The sequence below is a fragment of the Pseudomonas sp. NFR02 genome, assembly GCF_900119375.1.
GTDB lineage: Bacteria > Pseudomonadota > Gammaproteobacteria > Pseudomonadales > Pseudomonadaceae > Aquipseudomonas > Aquipseudomonas paracarnis.
This window is the reverse complement of sequence record NZ_FPJJ01000001.1, coordinates 181,713-195,545: the sequence shown is the minus strand read 5'-3', so window position 1 is coordinate 195,545 and position 13,833 is coordinate 181,713. Positions and strand designations below refer to the sequence as shown.

General features: G+C 60.8%; 11 protein-coding genes. 4 read left to right on the top strand and 7 right to left on the bottom strand.

Going from position 1 to position 13,833, the window contains the following annotated elements; genetic code table 11:
* The first annotated feature begins 219 nt into the window (after nucleotides 1-219).
* The 4 genes from BT199_RS00890 (at nucleotide 220) to BT199_RS00875 (ending at nucleotide 5,852) form a co-directional block, all read left to right on the top strand.
* Nucleotides 220-408, top strand: coding sequence for a hypothetical protein (locus BT199_RS00890; protein ID WP_003193064.1), 189 nt, complete (start codon nucleotides 220-222; stop codon nucleotides 406-408).
* A 186-nt stretch (nucleotides 409-594) separates the two neighbouring features.
* Complete coding sequence (locus tag BT199_RS00885; RefSeq protein WP_072433682.1) at nucleotides 595-2,520, top strand: IucA/IucC family protein; 1,926 nt, start codon at nucleotides 595-597, stop codon at nucleotides 2,518-2,520.
* Nucleotides 2,510-3,739 (top strand): MFS transporter, encoded by a 1,230-nt coding sequence (locus tag BT199_RS00880; protein WP_072433681.1) that lies wholly within the window; start codon nucleotides 2,510-2,512, stop codon nucleotides 3,737-3,739. Before BT199_RS00885 ends, BT199_RS00880 begins: the two co-directional genes overlap by 11 nt.
* Nucleotides 3,732-5,852 (top strand): TonB-dependent receptor, encoded by a 2,121-nt coding sequence (locus BT199_RS00875; protein ID WP_032903118.1) that lies wholly within the window; start codon nucleotides 3,732-3,734, stop codon nucleotides 5,850-5,852. The genes BT199_RS00880 and BT199_RS00875 overlap by 8 nt, the downstream gene beginning before the upstream one ends.
* Nucleotides 5,853-5,912: 60 nt before the next feature.
* Here the strand turns inward: BT199_RS00875 and BT199_RS00870 are convergent, their stop codons facing one another.
* The 7 genes from BT199_RS00870 to BT199_RS00840 all read right to left on the bottom strand — a co-directional run bounded on the left by BT199_RS00870 (nucleotide 5,913) and on the right by BT199_RS00840 (nucleotide 13,696).
* Complete coding sequence (locus tag BT199_RS00870; RefSeq protein ID WP_014719402.1) at nucleotides 5,913-6,458, bottom strand: DUF2058 domain-containing protein; 546 nt, start codon at nucleotides 6,456-6,458, stop codon at nucleotides 5,913-5,915.
* Between the two features lie 25 nt (nucleotides 6,459-6,483).
* Entirely contained in the window at nucleotides 6,484-7,317 is an 834-nt protein-coding gene (mazG, locus tag BT199_RS00865; RefSeq protein WP_072433680.1) for a nucleoside triphosphate pyrophosphohydrolase, read from the bottom strand.
* 154 nt (nucleotides 7,318-7,471) lie between these two features.
* On the bottom strand, nucleotides 7,472-9,715 hold the full coding sequence (gene relA, locus BT199_RS00860) for a GTP diphosphokinase (protein ID WP_005790193.1): 2,244 nt from the start codon (nucleotides 9,713-9,715) through the stop codon (nucleotides 7,472-7,474).
* Nucleotides 9,716-9,835: 120 nt separating this feature from the next.
* Nucleotides 9,836-11,188, bottom strand: coding sequence for a 23S rRNA (uracil(1939)-C(5))-methyltransferase RlmD (gene rlmD / locus BT199_RS00855; protein WP_019820441.1), 1,353 nt, complete (start codon nucleotides 11,186-11,188; stop codon nucleotides 9,836-9,838).
* The gene (gene cysM / locus BT199_RS00850; RefSeq protein ID WP_003193080.1) at nucleotides 11,188-12,090 is read right to left on the bottom strand and encodes a cysteine synthase CysM; all 903 of its coding nucleotides are present in this window, start codon (nucleotides 12,088-12,090) and stop codon (nucleotides 11,188-11,190) included. Before cysM ends, rlmD begins: the two co-directional genes overlap by 1 nt.
* Before the next feature lie 105 nt (nucleotides 12,091-12,195).
* Nucleotides 12,196-12,795 (bottom strand): tRNA-uridine aminocarboxypropyltransferase, encoded by a 600-nt coding sequence (locus tag BT199_RS00845; RefSeq protein WP_014719405.1) that lies wholly within the window; start codon nucleotides 12,793-12,795, stop codon nucleotides 12,196-12,198.
* A 7-nt stretch (nucleotides 12,796-12,802) separates the two neighbouring features.
* Nucleotides 12,803-13,696 (bottom strand): LysR family transcriptional regulator, encoded by an 894-nt coding sequence (locus BT199_RS00840; RefSeq protein ID WP_014719406.1) that lies wholly within the window; start codon nucleotides 13,694-13,696, stop codon nucleotides 12,803-12,805.
* Nucleotides 13,697-13,833 lie beyond the last annotated feature (137 nt).

Here is a 13,833-nt window from a genome sequence, read left to right as displayed (position 1 = left end):
GCGGTGCCGAGGTCAACCTAGCCGACCTGAACATGAAACTTTTGTCATAAAGCCGCTGCGCTGGCGACGCAATGCCTTGGTTTACAAGGCCTGCAGCATTGTTGCGTTCCCCGCAATGAATTATTGCGCGCAAAATCAGTTTACTTAGCAAGCTAACAAATCATATAACAGAGGCCTGCGACGACTTGCCGCAGATCAACCAGAGATTGGAGCAAGCAGATGACTGTAAAAGTAACTGAACGCGACGATGAACATATGTCCCATGAAGCAGTAGGCCACGGGATTCACATCTGGGATGTCCATCAGCAAGACGTATTGGTCGGCATGTTTCACAACGAGAGCGACGCCCACAACTATAAAAACGAGCTCGAAACTCTCGAACTGCAACGCCAGGCAAAAAGCTCCTGAAGCTCTGAAATCATGTGGACGCCCGGCCCACGCAGCCGGGCCGTTTACGAGAAACCGCGCCTTTGGAGCGCGGTTTTTTTGTCAATAATCGCCATAAATTAATGTAACAAAAACACACACAAATAATGATTCTCGATATCATTCGTTCGCTTTTCATTCAGGCTCACGAATCAGGGAATCAATTAGATGCATGGAAATAGCAGCAAGCCAGAAAACGCGTTACTGGAACGCTGGAGCGAAGCACTTGCCACTGCGCAATTTCAGGCCAGCCACGTCAGCCTCCAAGCCCTGATCAATACGCTGGCACCCGCCGCCGAACGTAGCTTCCAACGCCTGATCCAAGCATTGTTTCGTGAAAGCCTGCTGGACTCCAGCACGCTCATTTATGACGAACATGGGCAATGCTCGCTGACACTGCCTTGCCAAGCCCGACTACGTTTCGAACATTTGCGTCCTGGCCGCATGGCAAGCTGGGACCTGCGCGGCGAAGTCATGCTGTTGCGCGAAGGCCAGCCCGAACAGAAAATCCAATTCCCCTCACAATTGTTGACGTTACTTAACGCCAGCCTTGAGTCGCCTGCTGACCGGGAAGTGCTCAACCGCCTCAACGTCGAGATCGACGACAGCTTCATCAACGACACCTTGTGCCTGGCCTTCCATGAGCAATGGACGCTCAAGCTGCATGCGTCCATGGACCCGGTGTATCAAGACAATCTCCTCAGTCATCTCAAGAACAGCCCGAGCGTTATCAACCCGACTTCCGTGCTTGAACAGTGGGGAACATTGGGTCACCCATGGCACCCCAACTACAAGACCAAGCTAGGCCTGAATACCGAGCAAGTCATCGACTACTCGCCGGAATTCGAAGCACGCTTTCCGGTATTGCTGTGCGCGCTGCATCGCCAATTTGCCCATGTCGAAAAGTTGGCCGGTACCGCCGATTACTGGCAGTGGTGGAGCGAGCACTTCCCGCAAGCGGCACAGCAATTGACCGCAGTCCTGCAAGCACAGGGCCTTCAGGCAGGCGATTATCTGCCATTGCCCTCCCACCCTTGGCAGGCACGCCAGGAACTGCCCCAACTGTTCGCCAACGAAATCGGCGACAAACTGCTGGTGCTGACCGATATCGTCGCGTTTACCGCCCACCCCACCATGTCATTCAGAACCGTATTGCCTGAAGGGCGTTGCGATGCGCCTATGGTCAAACTGCCCGTGTCGCTGCGACTGACCAGCGTGCAGCGCACCGTCTCACCGCGCTCGGCGCGCATGGGCCCACGGATCAGCCATTTGCTGCTGGCCATCCTGGAGCGCGAGCCTGCGATTCAGAAAATCCTCAGCATCGTTCCCGAGCGTATCGGTGTGCATTTCAAGCCACAGCCGGCCAATGACGAGCACTCCCGCCACCTGGCGGTGCTCTATCGCGACAATCCCCATAGCCAGCTCCAGCCCGGGGAAATGGCCGTGCCGGTGGGCAGCCTGTTTGCCATTGATCAACACGGCCAGCCGCTGCTGCGCCAATGGGTGCGCCTGAGCCAAGGCAAGGATGACGCGGCGGCCATGCTCGCCTTCTTCCATGAGTACGCGGCGATCAGTGTGCCGGCGCTGCTGGGCATGTATTTGCGCTACGGCGTTGCATTCGAGGCCCATCAGCAGAACTCCTTTATGGTCATGGCCGCAGACGGGCAATTGAGCCGCCTGCTGTTACGCGATTTCGGCGATATCCGTATCGACCGCAAAACCTTGCACGCCCACGGCCTGGACATTGAACTGCACGACCCGAAGATGACGCTGTACGACGACGCAGGTTTCGTAAGGGACAAGCTGCTGCACACCGTATTCATGTGCCATCTGGGCGAGCTCATCCTGCTTGCCGCGCGCCACTTCGACATCCCCCAGGCGCTGCTCTGGAATGAACTGTCGGCTCAGGTCAGCCAGTGTTTTGACGACCTGCGCTCGCAGGTTGATCCGCAGCGCTGGGCCACCGAGCGCGAAGCACTGCTGGAGCACGCGTGGCCGGCCAAGTCGTTCATGCGCATGCGTCTGCTGGAGAGTCATGCCGATATCGTAGGGCGCCTGCCCAACCCGTTGAGCGCGGCCGCCAATGCCGACTAACAACACAGCGCTGCGGCTGCTGGTGGTGATTCAGTTGGTGTCGATGGGGGCGATGGAAATGAGCGGACCGTTCTGGCCGCTGCAAATCCAGACGCTGTTGGGCGTTGCCAATGCTCAGTACACCGGCCTGCTGTCTTCGCTGGTGTATGCCGGGCCGATGATGGCAGCGATGATCCTCACGCCCATGTGGGGGAAGCTGGGCGACCGTACCGGCCATAAGCCCATGATCATCCGCGCGTTGCTGGCACTGGCGGTGTGTCAGGCGCTGGCTGCGATAACGCCTGATCCGTGGTGGCTGGTGGTCATCCGCGTGGTGCAAGGTGCGTTGGCCGGCTTCATTGCAGCTGCCCAAGCCTACGCACTGGCCTGCTGCGGCGACGGCGGACGGGGTCACATTCTTGCCAGGCTGCAATCAGCCACTGCCGTAGGCTCCCTGGCCGGGCCGGTATTGGGCGGCTGGCTCATGGACATATCCGGTTTCGCATTGCTGTGCTACAGCGCCACCGCCGTCTGCCTGTTGTGCGCGATAATCAGCGCGTTCTTGCCCAGCGACTCACCACGATCCAGACCTGCCCGCCCATCGAAGCCTGTCGCACTGCCCAAAGGCTGGCTTGGCGCGATGTTGGGAATCATCGTATTGATCCAGGCAGCCAGGATGATGCCGCAACCGTTTTACGCTTTATATGTTGCCGAGGTTTTGCAGGCGCCCGCGTGGCTGATCGGCGCCAGCTATGGCGCCAGCGCCTTGACCCTGGCACTGTCTGCGCCGTTATGGGGCCGCCTGTTCGATCGACATCAGCCAGCACATACGCTGCGCATCATCGAATGGGTCACCTGGGCCTGCGCCCTCACGCTGGCCTGCACGGCGCTGGCCAGTGAATGGTTGGGGTTCATCGCCAGCCGGTTGCTGTGGGGCGTGTGGCAGGGAGCTTTGCTGCCCGTGGCCTACACGCTGATCGCCAATACCGTCGCGTCCAGCCAGCAGGGTTTTGCCCTGGGCATGGGTAACAGCGCCGCCAAAGCAGGTGCGCTGTGCGGCGCCTTGATAGGCGGTATCGGCATGGGGTGGGTGGGCCTGGCGCACAGCTTCTGGCTGGTCGCACTGACCTATGCATTGGCCGCAGTGAGTATCCGCGCGATCCGTTCATATACGCGAGCGCCTGAGACACCCGATTTTTCTGTCAATACTTCTAATAACTCTGAGACAAACCATGAATAAATCGCAATTGGCCGTTCTGCTGCCGCTTCTCGGCTCGATGAGTGCGCCCGCCTGGGCCGATCAGACAGAACAGACACAGGCAGCCCCGACCAGCCTGCAATTACAGGCAACAGTCGTATCGGCCACGCGCAGCGAAACCAGCATTGCGCAGATTCCAGGCTCCGTGCAGGTGATCAATGAAGCGCAAATCCGCCAGCAGACCGGGGCAGGACGTCGGGTCGCCGATATCCTCGGCCAACTGGTGCCTGGCATTGCCCCTTCCAGCGGCGGCATGAGCAACTTCGGCCAGACGCTTCGCGGGCGTAATACCCTGATCCTGATCGATGGGGTTTCACAAAACGCCACGCGCGATAACTTCCGCCAGCTCAACAGCGTGGCACCGGAAAGCATCGAGCGTATCGAAGTGATCTCCGGCGCCAGCAGTGTCTACGGCGCAGGCGCATCGGGCGGCATCATCAACATCATCACCAAACGCAACCAAGGTGAAGACCTGGCGTTCAGCAGCAAGATCGGCATGACCGCCGGTAACAACCTCAGCCACAAGGGGTTCGCTTACCAGGCGTTCCAAAGCGCCACCGGGCGCAAGGGCCCGGTGGACTGGTACCTCTCGGGCAACACCGTGCAGCGCAACGATCAGTTCGACGGTAATGGCAAGCGCATTCCCCAGGACACGTCCCAGGGCAGCAACATGGACACCGATACCTACGACCTGCAAGGTCGCTTCGGCTATGAGCTTGATGACGACAAGAAGATCAGCCTGTCGCTGCAAGACTACAAGGACGAACAAGACACCCGCTACACCAAGAACCCCCGCATCACCAGCAACGCAGTCGCCGTAAAAGGCCTGGACCTAGGCGACCAACCCTACACCCACAACCAGGCGGTCAACCTCAACTACGCCGACAAGGATTTCTACGGCCAGGGCCTGCAGATCGAAAGCTACTGGCGGCGGGCCGACGCCCTGTTCTTTCCAGACCTGTCCCGAGGCCGGGCAGGCGTGTCAGATAACAACAGCGTGCAGGACGTCTACGGCCTGCGTGCGGCGATCGAGACCCAGATGCCGGACATCGGCCCGGCAACGGGCAACCTGGTATGGGGCGCGGACTACGACCATGAAACCTCACGCCAGCGTGGCGACCAATACCGGGTCAATGGCCTGACCTACACGAAAACCGGTACCACGTTCGAACTGGGTCCAGATATCGAGACCACCACCAAAGCCATCTTTGGCCAGCTCTCCTACGACATCGACAACTGGACCTTGCGCGGTGGCGTACGTCGCGAATGGATTGAGAGTAAAGTCTCCGACAGCATCGCGTATGGCGAAATCGTCCAGACCGGCAACCGCGCGACACTGCCCGGTGGCACGCTCAAATACGATGACACGCTGTATAACCTCGGTGCGGTGTACCACCTGACCGACAACCAGGATGTGTTCGTCAACTTCAGCCAGGGCTTTTCCCTACCGGATATCCAGCGCTTCCTGCGTGACGTGAACAGCAAATACGATATCCAGGACCTCAATGCCCAGGCCTTGAAAGTCGATAGTTACGAGCTGGGCTGGCGTGGCGACTGGGACAAGTGGCAGGCCAGTGTCACCGCGTACGAAAACACCTCGGATGTCACGCAGTTCTATGATGCCAATGATCGTGTGCTGCGCCTGATCAATCAGAAAGAACGCGTACGTGGCGTCGAAACCGGCCTGACCTATAACATCAGCGACCAATGGTCCGTCGGCGGTACTTACGCTTACGCCAAAGGCGAGACCCAGCAGAACGGCAAGTGGATCGACCTGCCTGCCACCCGCATCTCCCCCGCCAAGACCACAGCCTTTGTAGGCTATGAGCGTGACGACTACAGCCTGCGCTTGCAGGGTATGCGCCTGGCCAATTATGACGCGGCGGCCAAAGACAACAACGGCCGCGATATCCAGGGCTACACCCTGGTCGACTTGCTGGGCTCGGTAAGGCTACCGGTAGGCCGCCTCGAAGGTGCGGTGTACAACCTCACGAACCGCAACTACCAGAACATGTTCGCCCAGGCCAACGCCCGCGCACCGTACCCGAATGCCGAAGGTCGTACCTTCAGCCTGAGTTACGCAGTGGATTGGTAACAGGCTGCACGCTTAAAACACAAACCCCGCCGTTTGGCGGGGTTTGTCGTTTCTAGCGGCTTACCACATCAGATCATCAGGGATCTGGTAAGCGGCGTACGGATCGTCTTCATCCGGCACCTGGCTTTCGGTGAGGATGTTGAGCTGCACGATACGCTCCGGAGCACGCTCCTGGATTTTGAGCGCCGCTTCGCGCGGGATCACCTCGTAGCCGCCACCGTGGTGCACGATCGCCAGGGAGCCGTTGCTCAGCTTGTTGCGCATCAGCGTGTTGACCGACAGGCGCTTGACCTTCTTGTCATCGACGAAGTTGTAGTAGTCCTCGGTGGTCAGCTTGGGCAGGCGCGAGGTCTCGATCAGTTGCTTGACCTGGGCGGTACGCGCCTTGGCCTCGGCTTTTTCCTGCTGCTGACGGTTCAGCTCCTGGTCACGCTTGACCTTCTCGGCGTGTGCCTCAGCGGCCAGGCGCGCCTGAGTATCATCGACTTCGGCCTGGCCCTTGTGGACCAGGCGCTGCTGTTTCTGCTTCTCTTTGCCGACCTGTTTGGCCTGCTTTTGGTTGACCAGACCTGCTTTGAGCAACTGGTCGCGAAGGGAAAGGCTCATGGTGCTTACTCACTTAGGCAGCTGCTCAACCGCAGCTGGACACATTCTTTTCCTGGCATTTGGCTTCGCCCCACAGGGCGTCCAACTCTTCGAGGGTGCAATCTTCTATGGGTTGGTGCGTATCGCGCAATGCCTGTTCGATAAATCGGAAACGTCGTTCGAACTTGGCATTGGCACCGCGCAAGGCGGTTTCCGGGTCGACCTTGAGGTGACGGGCCAGGTTGACCGCGGCAAACAGCAGGTCGCCGACTTCATCGGCGATGGCTGCCGAGTCGTTATCGGCCATGGCTTCGAGCACTTCGTCCAACTCTTCGCGCACGTTATCCACCACCGGCAACGCGGACGGCCAGTCGAAACCGACCTGGCTGGCGCGCTTTTGTAATTTGGCCGCACGGGATAACGACGGTAAGGCGGTGGGCACATCATCGAGCAGGGAGAGTTGCTCGGGAGCGTCGGACTTTTCTGCGCGCTCCTCAGCTTTGATCTGCTCCCAGCGTTCCTTGACCTGTTCTTCGCTCAACTGCGGGATATCCAGCGGTGCGTACAGGTCGCCGGTTGGGAACACGTGAGGATGCCGGCGAATCAACTTACGGGTGATGCCGTCGATCACGCCGGCAAATTCGAAGCGCCCTTCTTCCCGCGCCAGTTGGCTGTAATACACCACTTGGAACAGCAGGTCGCCCAACTCACCTTGCAGGTGATCGAAATCGCCGCGCTCGATGGCGTCGGCCACTTCATAGGCCTCCTCCAGCGTGTGCGGGACGATGGTCGCGTAGGTTTGCTTGATGTCCCACGGGCAGCCGTATTGCGGGTCGCGCAGGCGGCTCATCAGGTGCAGCAGGTCTTCGAGTGAATACATCGTATCTCTTTCCGCTGAAAATCCAATGTGGGAGCTGGCTTGCCTGCGATGCTCGCGACTCGGTGCTTCAGTTAAACCGAGGTGATGCTATCGCAGGCAAGCCAGCTCCCACATGAAGCAGCTAACACAATTCAGTTCGCGCCCATCCAGCTATTCATGGGGTGCGGTTGCGCCGGGTTTCGATGATGTTCGGCAACTGGGAAATCCGCCCCAGCAACCGTCCCAGTGCGTCCAACCCCGGAATCTCGATGGTCAGGGACATCAACGCAGTGTTGTCTTCCTTGTTCGAACGGGTGTTGACCGCCAGCACGTTGATCCGCTCGTTGAGCAGCACTTGCGAGACGTCACGCAGCAAGCCGGAACGGTCGTAGGCACGGATGATAATGTCCACCGGATACGTGAGCACCGGCACCGGCCCCCAGCTGACCTGGATGATCCGCTCCGGTTCGCGCCCGCCCAACTGCAGCACCGAGGCGCAGTCCTGGCGGTGAATGCTCACGCCACGGCCCTGGGTGATGTAGCCGACAATGGCGTCGCCCGGCAACGGCTGGCAGCAGCCGGCCATTTGCGTCATCAGGTTGCCCACGCCCTGGATCTGGATATCGCCACGCTTGCCCGGCTTGTAGCCAGTGGCTTTGCGCGGGATCAGCTCCAGCTGTTCGTTGCCGCGCTCAGGCTCGACCAGTTGCTGGGCCAGGTTGACCAGTTGCGCCAGGCGCAGGTCGCCCGCGCCGAGGGCGGCAAACATGTCTTCGGCGATCTTCATGTTGGCCTTTTCGGCCAGCTTGTCGAAGTCCACCTGAGGCAGGCCCAGGCGCGCCAGTTCGCGTTCAAGCAAGGTCTTGCCGGCGGCGACGTTCTGGTCACGCGCCTGTAGCTTGAACCAGTGGACGATCTTCGCCCGCGCCCGCGAAGTGGTGATGTAACCCAAGTTCGGGTTCAGCCAGTCGCGGCTCGGCGTACCGTGCTTGCTGGTGATGATCTCGACCTGTTCACCGGTTTGCAGGCTGTAGTTGAGCGGCACGATGCGCCCGTTGATCTTGGCGCCGCGGCAGTTATGCCCGATTTCGGTGTGCACGCGGTAGGCAAAGTCCAGCGGCGTGGCGCCCTTGGGCAAGTCGATGGCGTGGCCGTCAGGCGTGAAGATATAGACCCGGTCCGGCTCGATATCCACCCGCAGTTGCTCGGCCAGGCCGCCGATGTCGCCGAGTTCTTCGTGCCATTCCAGCACTTGGCGCAGCCAGGAGATCTTCTCTTCGTACTGGTTGGACCCGGCCTTGACGTCGGTGCCCTTGTAGCGCCAGTGCGCGCACACCCCCAGCTCGGCCTCTTCGTGCATGGCGTGGGTGCGGATCTGCACTTCCAGCACCTTGCCTTCAGGGCCGATCACGGCAGTGTGCAGCGAGCGGTAGCCGTTTTCCTTGGGGTTGGCGATATAGTCGTCAAATTCCTTGGGAATGTGCCGCCACAGGGTGTGGACGATACCCAGCGCGGTGTAGCAGTCGCGCATTTCCGGCACCAGCACGCGCACCGCACGCACGTCGTAGATCTGGCTGAAGGCCAGGCCCTTGCGCTGCATTTTGCGCCAGATGGAATAGATGTGCTTGGCGCGGCCGCTGATGTCCGCGTCCACGCCGGTGGCCTGCAGCTCCGAACGCAACTGGCCCATCACGTCGCTGATAAAGCGCTCGCGGTCCAGGCGCCGCTCATGCAGCAGCGTGGCGATCTGTTTGTACTGGTCAGGTTCCAGGTAGCGGAAGGACAAATCCTCCAGCTCCCACTTGATATGGCCGATGCCCAGGCGATGGGCCAGCGGCGCGTAGATGTCGAAGACTTCGCGGGCCACACGGTTGCGCTTTTCGTCATCGGCGGTCTTTACCGCACGGATCGCGCAGGTACGCTCGGCCAGCTTGATCAGGGCGACGCGTACGTCGTCGACCATCGCTACCAGCATTTTGCGCAGGTTCTCTACCTGGCCCTGGGTGCCCAGCACCATCGACTGCCGCGGGCTGAGGCTGGCGCTAATGGCCGCCATGCGCAGCACGCCGTCGATCAGCTTGGCCACCACCGAACCGAAACGCTGGCCAACGGTGGCCAACGGAATATGCCCTTCGCGTACGCCGCGATAGAGCACGGCGGCGATCAGCGAATCCTGGTCCAGCTTGAGATCGGCCAGGATCTCGGCGATTTCCAGGCCAGTGCGAAAACTTGAAGTGCCTTCGGCCCACAGGTTCTTGGCCGCATTGTCTTGCTGTTCAGACTCACGAGCGAACTCGCAGGCTGCTTTCAAGGCTTCACGGTCCAGTGCCGGGTCGACACTGACGGCATGATCCAGCCATGCCTCGAGATTGATACTGCCGTCGGTGTTGATCGGCTGGTGTGCTCTCACCTGTACCATCTTGCTTACCTTCCCTACGACGCACCTTCGATGCGCCAAAATCATCGCCGACTTTACTGCGAGCTCCGTGGCAGTGTTCAGGCCCTGGAGAACGCAGGCCAGTCGGATTAAACGGGCATCCTAGCCCGCTTCAAATAACGCCATGGCCTCGACATGCGCGGTCTGCGGAAACATGTCGAGGATCCCGGCACGCTTTAGCCGGTAGCCTTGCTTGACCAACTCAACCGTGTCCCGCGCCAGCGTGGCTGGGTTGCAGGACACATACACCAGGCGCTTGGCCCCCAAGGCGGCGAGTTTGCGCACAACCTCCAGGGCACCATCGCGGGGTGGGTCCAAGAGTACCGCAGAAAAGCCCTGTTTGGCCCATTCTGCGTCGGTCAAAGGCTGGGACAAATCGGCCTGAAAAAACTGTGCGTTATGCAAATGGTTGCTGACGGCATTGAGGGCCGCACGGTCCACCATGGCCTGTACGCCCTCCACCGCCACCACTTCGCGTACGTGGCGAGCCAGTGGCAGGGCGAAATTGCCCAGGCCGCAAAACAGGTCCAGTACCCGTTCGTCGGCTTGTGGCGCCAGCCATTGCAGGGCTTGGGCGACCATCGCCTGGTTGACCCCGGCGTTGACCTGCACAAAGTCGCCCGGACGGTACGCCAGCTCCAGATCCCACGCCTCCAAACGGAAGCCCAGGGCCTGACCCGGCTCGACGGACTCCGGCTGCCCTTCCCCGTGCAGCCACAATTGGGCGTCATGGAAGGTGCAGAATTCCTTGAGGATCTGCAGGTCAGCCTCGGACAACGGCGCCATATGCCGCAGCAACACGGCGATGGACGAACCGCTGAACAACTCGACATGCCCCAACGCCTGCGGTTTGCTCAAGCGACGCAGCATCGCTGGCAAACGCTGCATGATCGGTTGCAAGGCCTGTACCAGCACCGGGCAATCATCGATAGCGACGATGTCCTGACTGGCCACGGCGCGAAAACCCACTTCGAGTTGCTTCGCCTTGGCGTCCCAACGCACGGCTACGCGGGCGCGGCGCCGATAACCGAACTCCGGCCCGCTCAACGGCGCGGCCCACTCTTGCGGTTCGACACCTGCCACCCGCGACAGTTGCTCGGCGAGCATGCGCTGTTTCAGGGCAAGTTGCTGGTCATGAGGCAGATGCTGCACGCTGCAGCCGCCACAGCGGCCAACATGAGCGCAGGGCGCAGGGCGCCGCAGCTCACTCGCCTGGAACACCCGCTCGGTGCGCGCCTCGACCACTTTGCCATGGGCGCCCAACACCCGTGCTTCCACCTCTTCGCCGGCCAACGCACCAGTCACAAACCAGGTGCGGCCTTCAAAGAACACGATGCCTCGGCCATCATTGGCCAGGCGCTCGATGGTCAGGCGTTGTTTCTTGCCCACCGGGATCTGCGGGGCCCGGCTGCCGCCCGTTGGCTGGAAGCGCAAGCCTCTCTCGTGCTTGGCCATCAGTTGGGTTCGTCGAAAATGCCGGTCGACAGGTAACGGTCGCCTCGGTCACAGATGATCGCGACGATCACCGCGTTTTCCACTTCTTTGGACAAGCGCAACATACCGGCCACGGCGCCACCGGAGGACACGCCGCAGAAGATGCCTTCTTCACGGGCCAGGCGGCGCGTGGTGTCTTCGGCTTCGCGCTGGGCCATGTCGATGATGCGGTCTACCCGCGTGGCGTTGTAGATCTTCGGCAAATATTCTTCGGGCCAACGACGAATACCCGGGATGGCCGCGCCTTCCATCGGTTGCAGGCCGACGATCTGAATCGCTGGGTTCTGCTCCTTGAGGTAGCGCGAGTTGCCCATGATGGTACCGGTGGTGCCCATGGAGCTGACGAAGTGGGTGATGGTGCCCTGGGTCTGGCGCCAGATCTCCGGGCCGGTGCTGGTGTAGTGCGCCTCGGGGTTGTCGCCGTTGGCGAACTGATCGAGCACCACGCCACGGCCTTCGGCGGCCATGCGCTCGGCAAGATCGCGGGCGCCTTCCATGCCTTCTTCCTGAGTCACCAGGATCAGTTGGGCACCATAGGCGGTCATCGCCGCCTTGCGCTCGGCACTGCCGTTGTCGGGCATGATCAGCACCATCTTGTAACCCTTGATCGCTGCGGCCATGGCCAGGGCGATCCCGGTGTTACCGGAGGTGGCTTCGATCAGGGTGTCGCCGGGTTTGATCTGCCCACGCAACTCGGCGCGGGCGATCATCGACAGTGCCGGGCGGTCTTTGACGGAGCCGGCCGGGTTGTTGCCCTCGAGTTTGAGCAACAGGGTATTGCTGGTTTCACCCGCCATGCGTTGCAAGCGGACCAGGGGCGTGTTGCCGACACAATCGGCGATTGTTGGGTACTGCAAGGTCATGGCGTATTCGCAATCCAGACTGCGGGGCGCACATCATACCGGGAAAGGCCGGCGGGCCATATCACGCAAAGTGTGGTGCTTATGGCTTAAAGGCATAAGCCGGGTTTATGTCGGGTCGCCATGGTTGCGCTGGAATACTTCATCGCCCATCGCAGCAATCTGCCCTTCGATCAGCGCTTCAAAGGGTTTGAGCAGTGGCTCAAACGACGTCGGCGCTTCCAATACCTGCAACGCTTGCGTGATTGCTTCGACCGTCGACAAGGCGCCAGGCCCCGGCGCCTTGCGCAAGCGATAGCGGGAAACGCCGCCTTCGGCCAATGTCACCCGGGGCAACGCCGCCAGCAAGGGGTTGAGGTGCAGCAGTTTGCGCGCCTTGCGCCAGGTGCCATCGGGAACCACCAACAGCAGTGGCTGATCGTCAGGTGCGTAGGCGTGCAGCGGCTCGGCTTCATCCGCCGGAAACAACAGGCGTGCCCGATAGCCAGGCGGGTTCAATAGCGTCGCCAGGTCATCAAACACCTCCCCCACCACCAACTGCGCGTTGTTCAGGCCCAACGCCGCCAGCCGCGCAGTATTGAGCGCATGGCCGACCTCGCTCGGGTGCTGCAACACCAACACGCGGGTGCGGCTGTCGAGGTGGGGGATCAGCGCACACAGGCAGTGCGTGGTCGGGCGCAGGCAGCGCGGGCAATGGGGTCGGGACATGGTGTGTTCAGGCCTGGTTGAGCTGGGTCTTGAGCAAATCGCGGAAGGTCTGGATCAGGGGCTCGCGGCTGCGGCCACGGCGCATGATCAGCGAAAACGGCGCCTGGTAGCCGAAGGTGGCCGGCAGCAAAACGCGCAGGTCGCCCTTGTCAGCCCAGGCCTGGGCGTAGTGTTCGGGCAGGTAGCCAATATAAGCGCCCGACAGCACCAGAATCAGTTGCGCCTCCATACTTTCCACCGTGGCAGCGCTGTGCTTGAAGCCGTGGCGCGCCAGCTCGGCCTGGCTCCAGTAACCTCGCCCGACCATGCGTTGCTGGGTGATCACTTGTTCCGGGATGCGCCGCTCGTTGAACAATGGGTGCCGGTTGCTGCAATACAACCAGTGCTGTTCGCGGTACAGCGGCATGTAGACCAGCCCGCTCATGCGGTTGGAGAACGCACCGATGGCCAGGTCCAGGCGATTGTCCTGGACCCCCAGTTGCAATTCGTAGGGGCTCATCACCGACAGGTGTAAATGCACCGCCGGGTGCTCCAGGCTGTAGGCGCCAATCACTTCGGCGAACGGCAAGGCCTTGTCGCTGACGGTGGAGTCGAGCACCCCGAGCTTGAGGGTGCCGCGCAATTCGCCTTTCAACGCAGCGGCGTATTGCTCGAAACCTTCGAGTTCGCCCAACAGGCGCAGGGTTTCCTGATGAAACAGCTCGCCCTTGCTGGTCAGGCTGAAGCCGCCACGGCCACGATGGCACAGCACCAGGCCCAAGGCTGACTCGAGTTGGCTCATGTAGGTGCTGATGGCCGACGTCGACAGGTTGAGCTCGTGCTGGGCGTTGGCAAACCCTTGGTGGCGCACGACGCTGACGAAGATGCGCAGGAGTTTCAGGTCGGGCAAGGCGTTGGCCATGGGGGCTCCAATGAAGCGTGACGCAGAGCATCACAGGATGCATCCCCACGCAGAGCGTGGGAACGATCAACTGTAGGAGCGAGCTTGCTCGCGAAAAACCTGAGAACGCCGCGTACATTCCGGATGTGCGCATCATC

Bases quoted from the DNA above. Each gene is read 5' to 3' on its own strand.
- BT199_RS00890 (WP_003193064.1), top strand. From the start codon at position 220: ATGACTGTAAAAGTAACTGAACGCGACGATGAACATATGTCCCATGAA.
- BT199_RS00885 (WP_072433682.1), top strand. From the start codon at position 595: ATGCATGGAAATAGCAGCAAGCCAGAAAACGCGTTACTGGAACGCTGG.
- BT199_RS00880 (WP_072433681.1), top strand. From the start codon at position 2,510: ATGCCGACTAACAACACAGCGCTGCGGCTGCTGGTGGTGATTCAGTTG.
- BT199_RS00875 (WP_032903118.1), top strand. From the start codon at position 3,732: ATGAATAAATCGCAATTGGCCGTTCTGCTGCCGCTTCTCGGCTCGATG.
- BT199_RS00870 (WP_014719402.1), bottom strand. From the start codon at position 6,458: ATGAGCCTTTCCCTTCGCGACCAGTTGCTCAAAGCAGGTCTGGTCAAC.
- mazG (WP_072433680.1), bottom strand. From the start codon at position 7,317: ATGTATTCACTCGAAGACCTGCTGCACCTGATGAGCCGCCTGCGCGAC.
- relA (WP_005790193.1), bottom strand. From the start codon at position 9,715: ATGGTACAGGTGAGAGCACACCAGCCGATCAACACCGACGGCAGTATC.
- rlmD (WP_019820441.1), bottom strand. From the start codon at position 11,188: ATGGCCAAGCACGAGAGAGGCTTGCGCTTCCAGCCAACGGGCGGCAGC.
- cysM (WP_003193080.1), bottom strand. From the start codon at position 12,090: ATGACCTTGCAGTACCCAACAATCGCCGATTGTGTCGGCAACACGCCC.
- BT199_RS00845 (WP_014719405.1), bottom strand. From the start codon at position 12,795: ATGTCCCGACCCCATTGCCCGCGCTGCCTGCGCCCGACCACGCACTGC.
- BT199_RS00840 (WP_014719406.1), bottom strand. From the start codon at position 13,696: ATGGCCAACGCCTTGCCCGACCTGAAACTCCTGCGCATCTTCGTCAGC.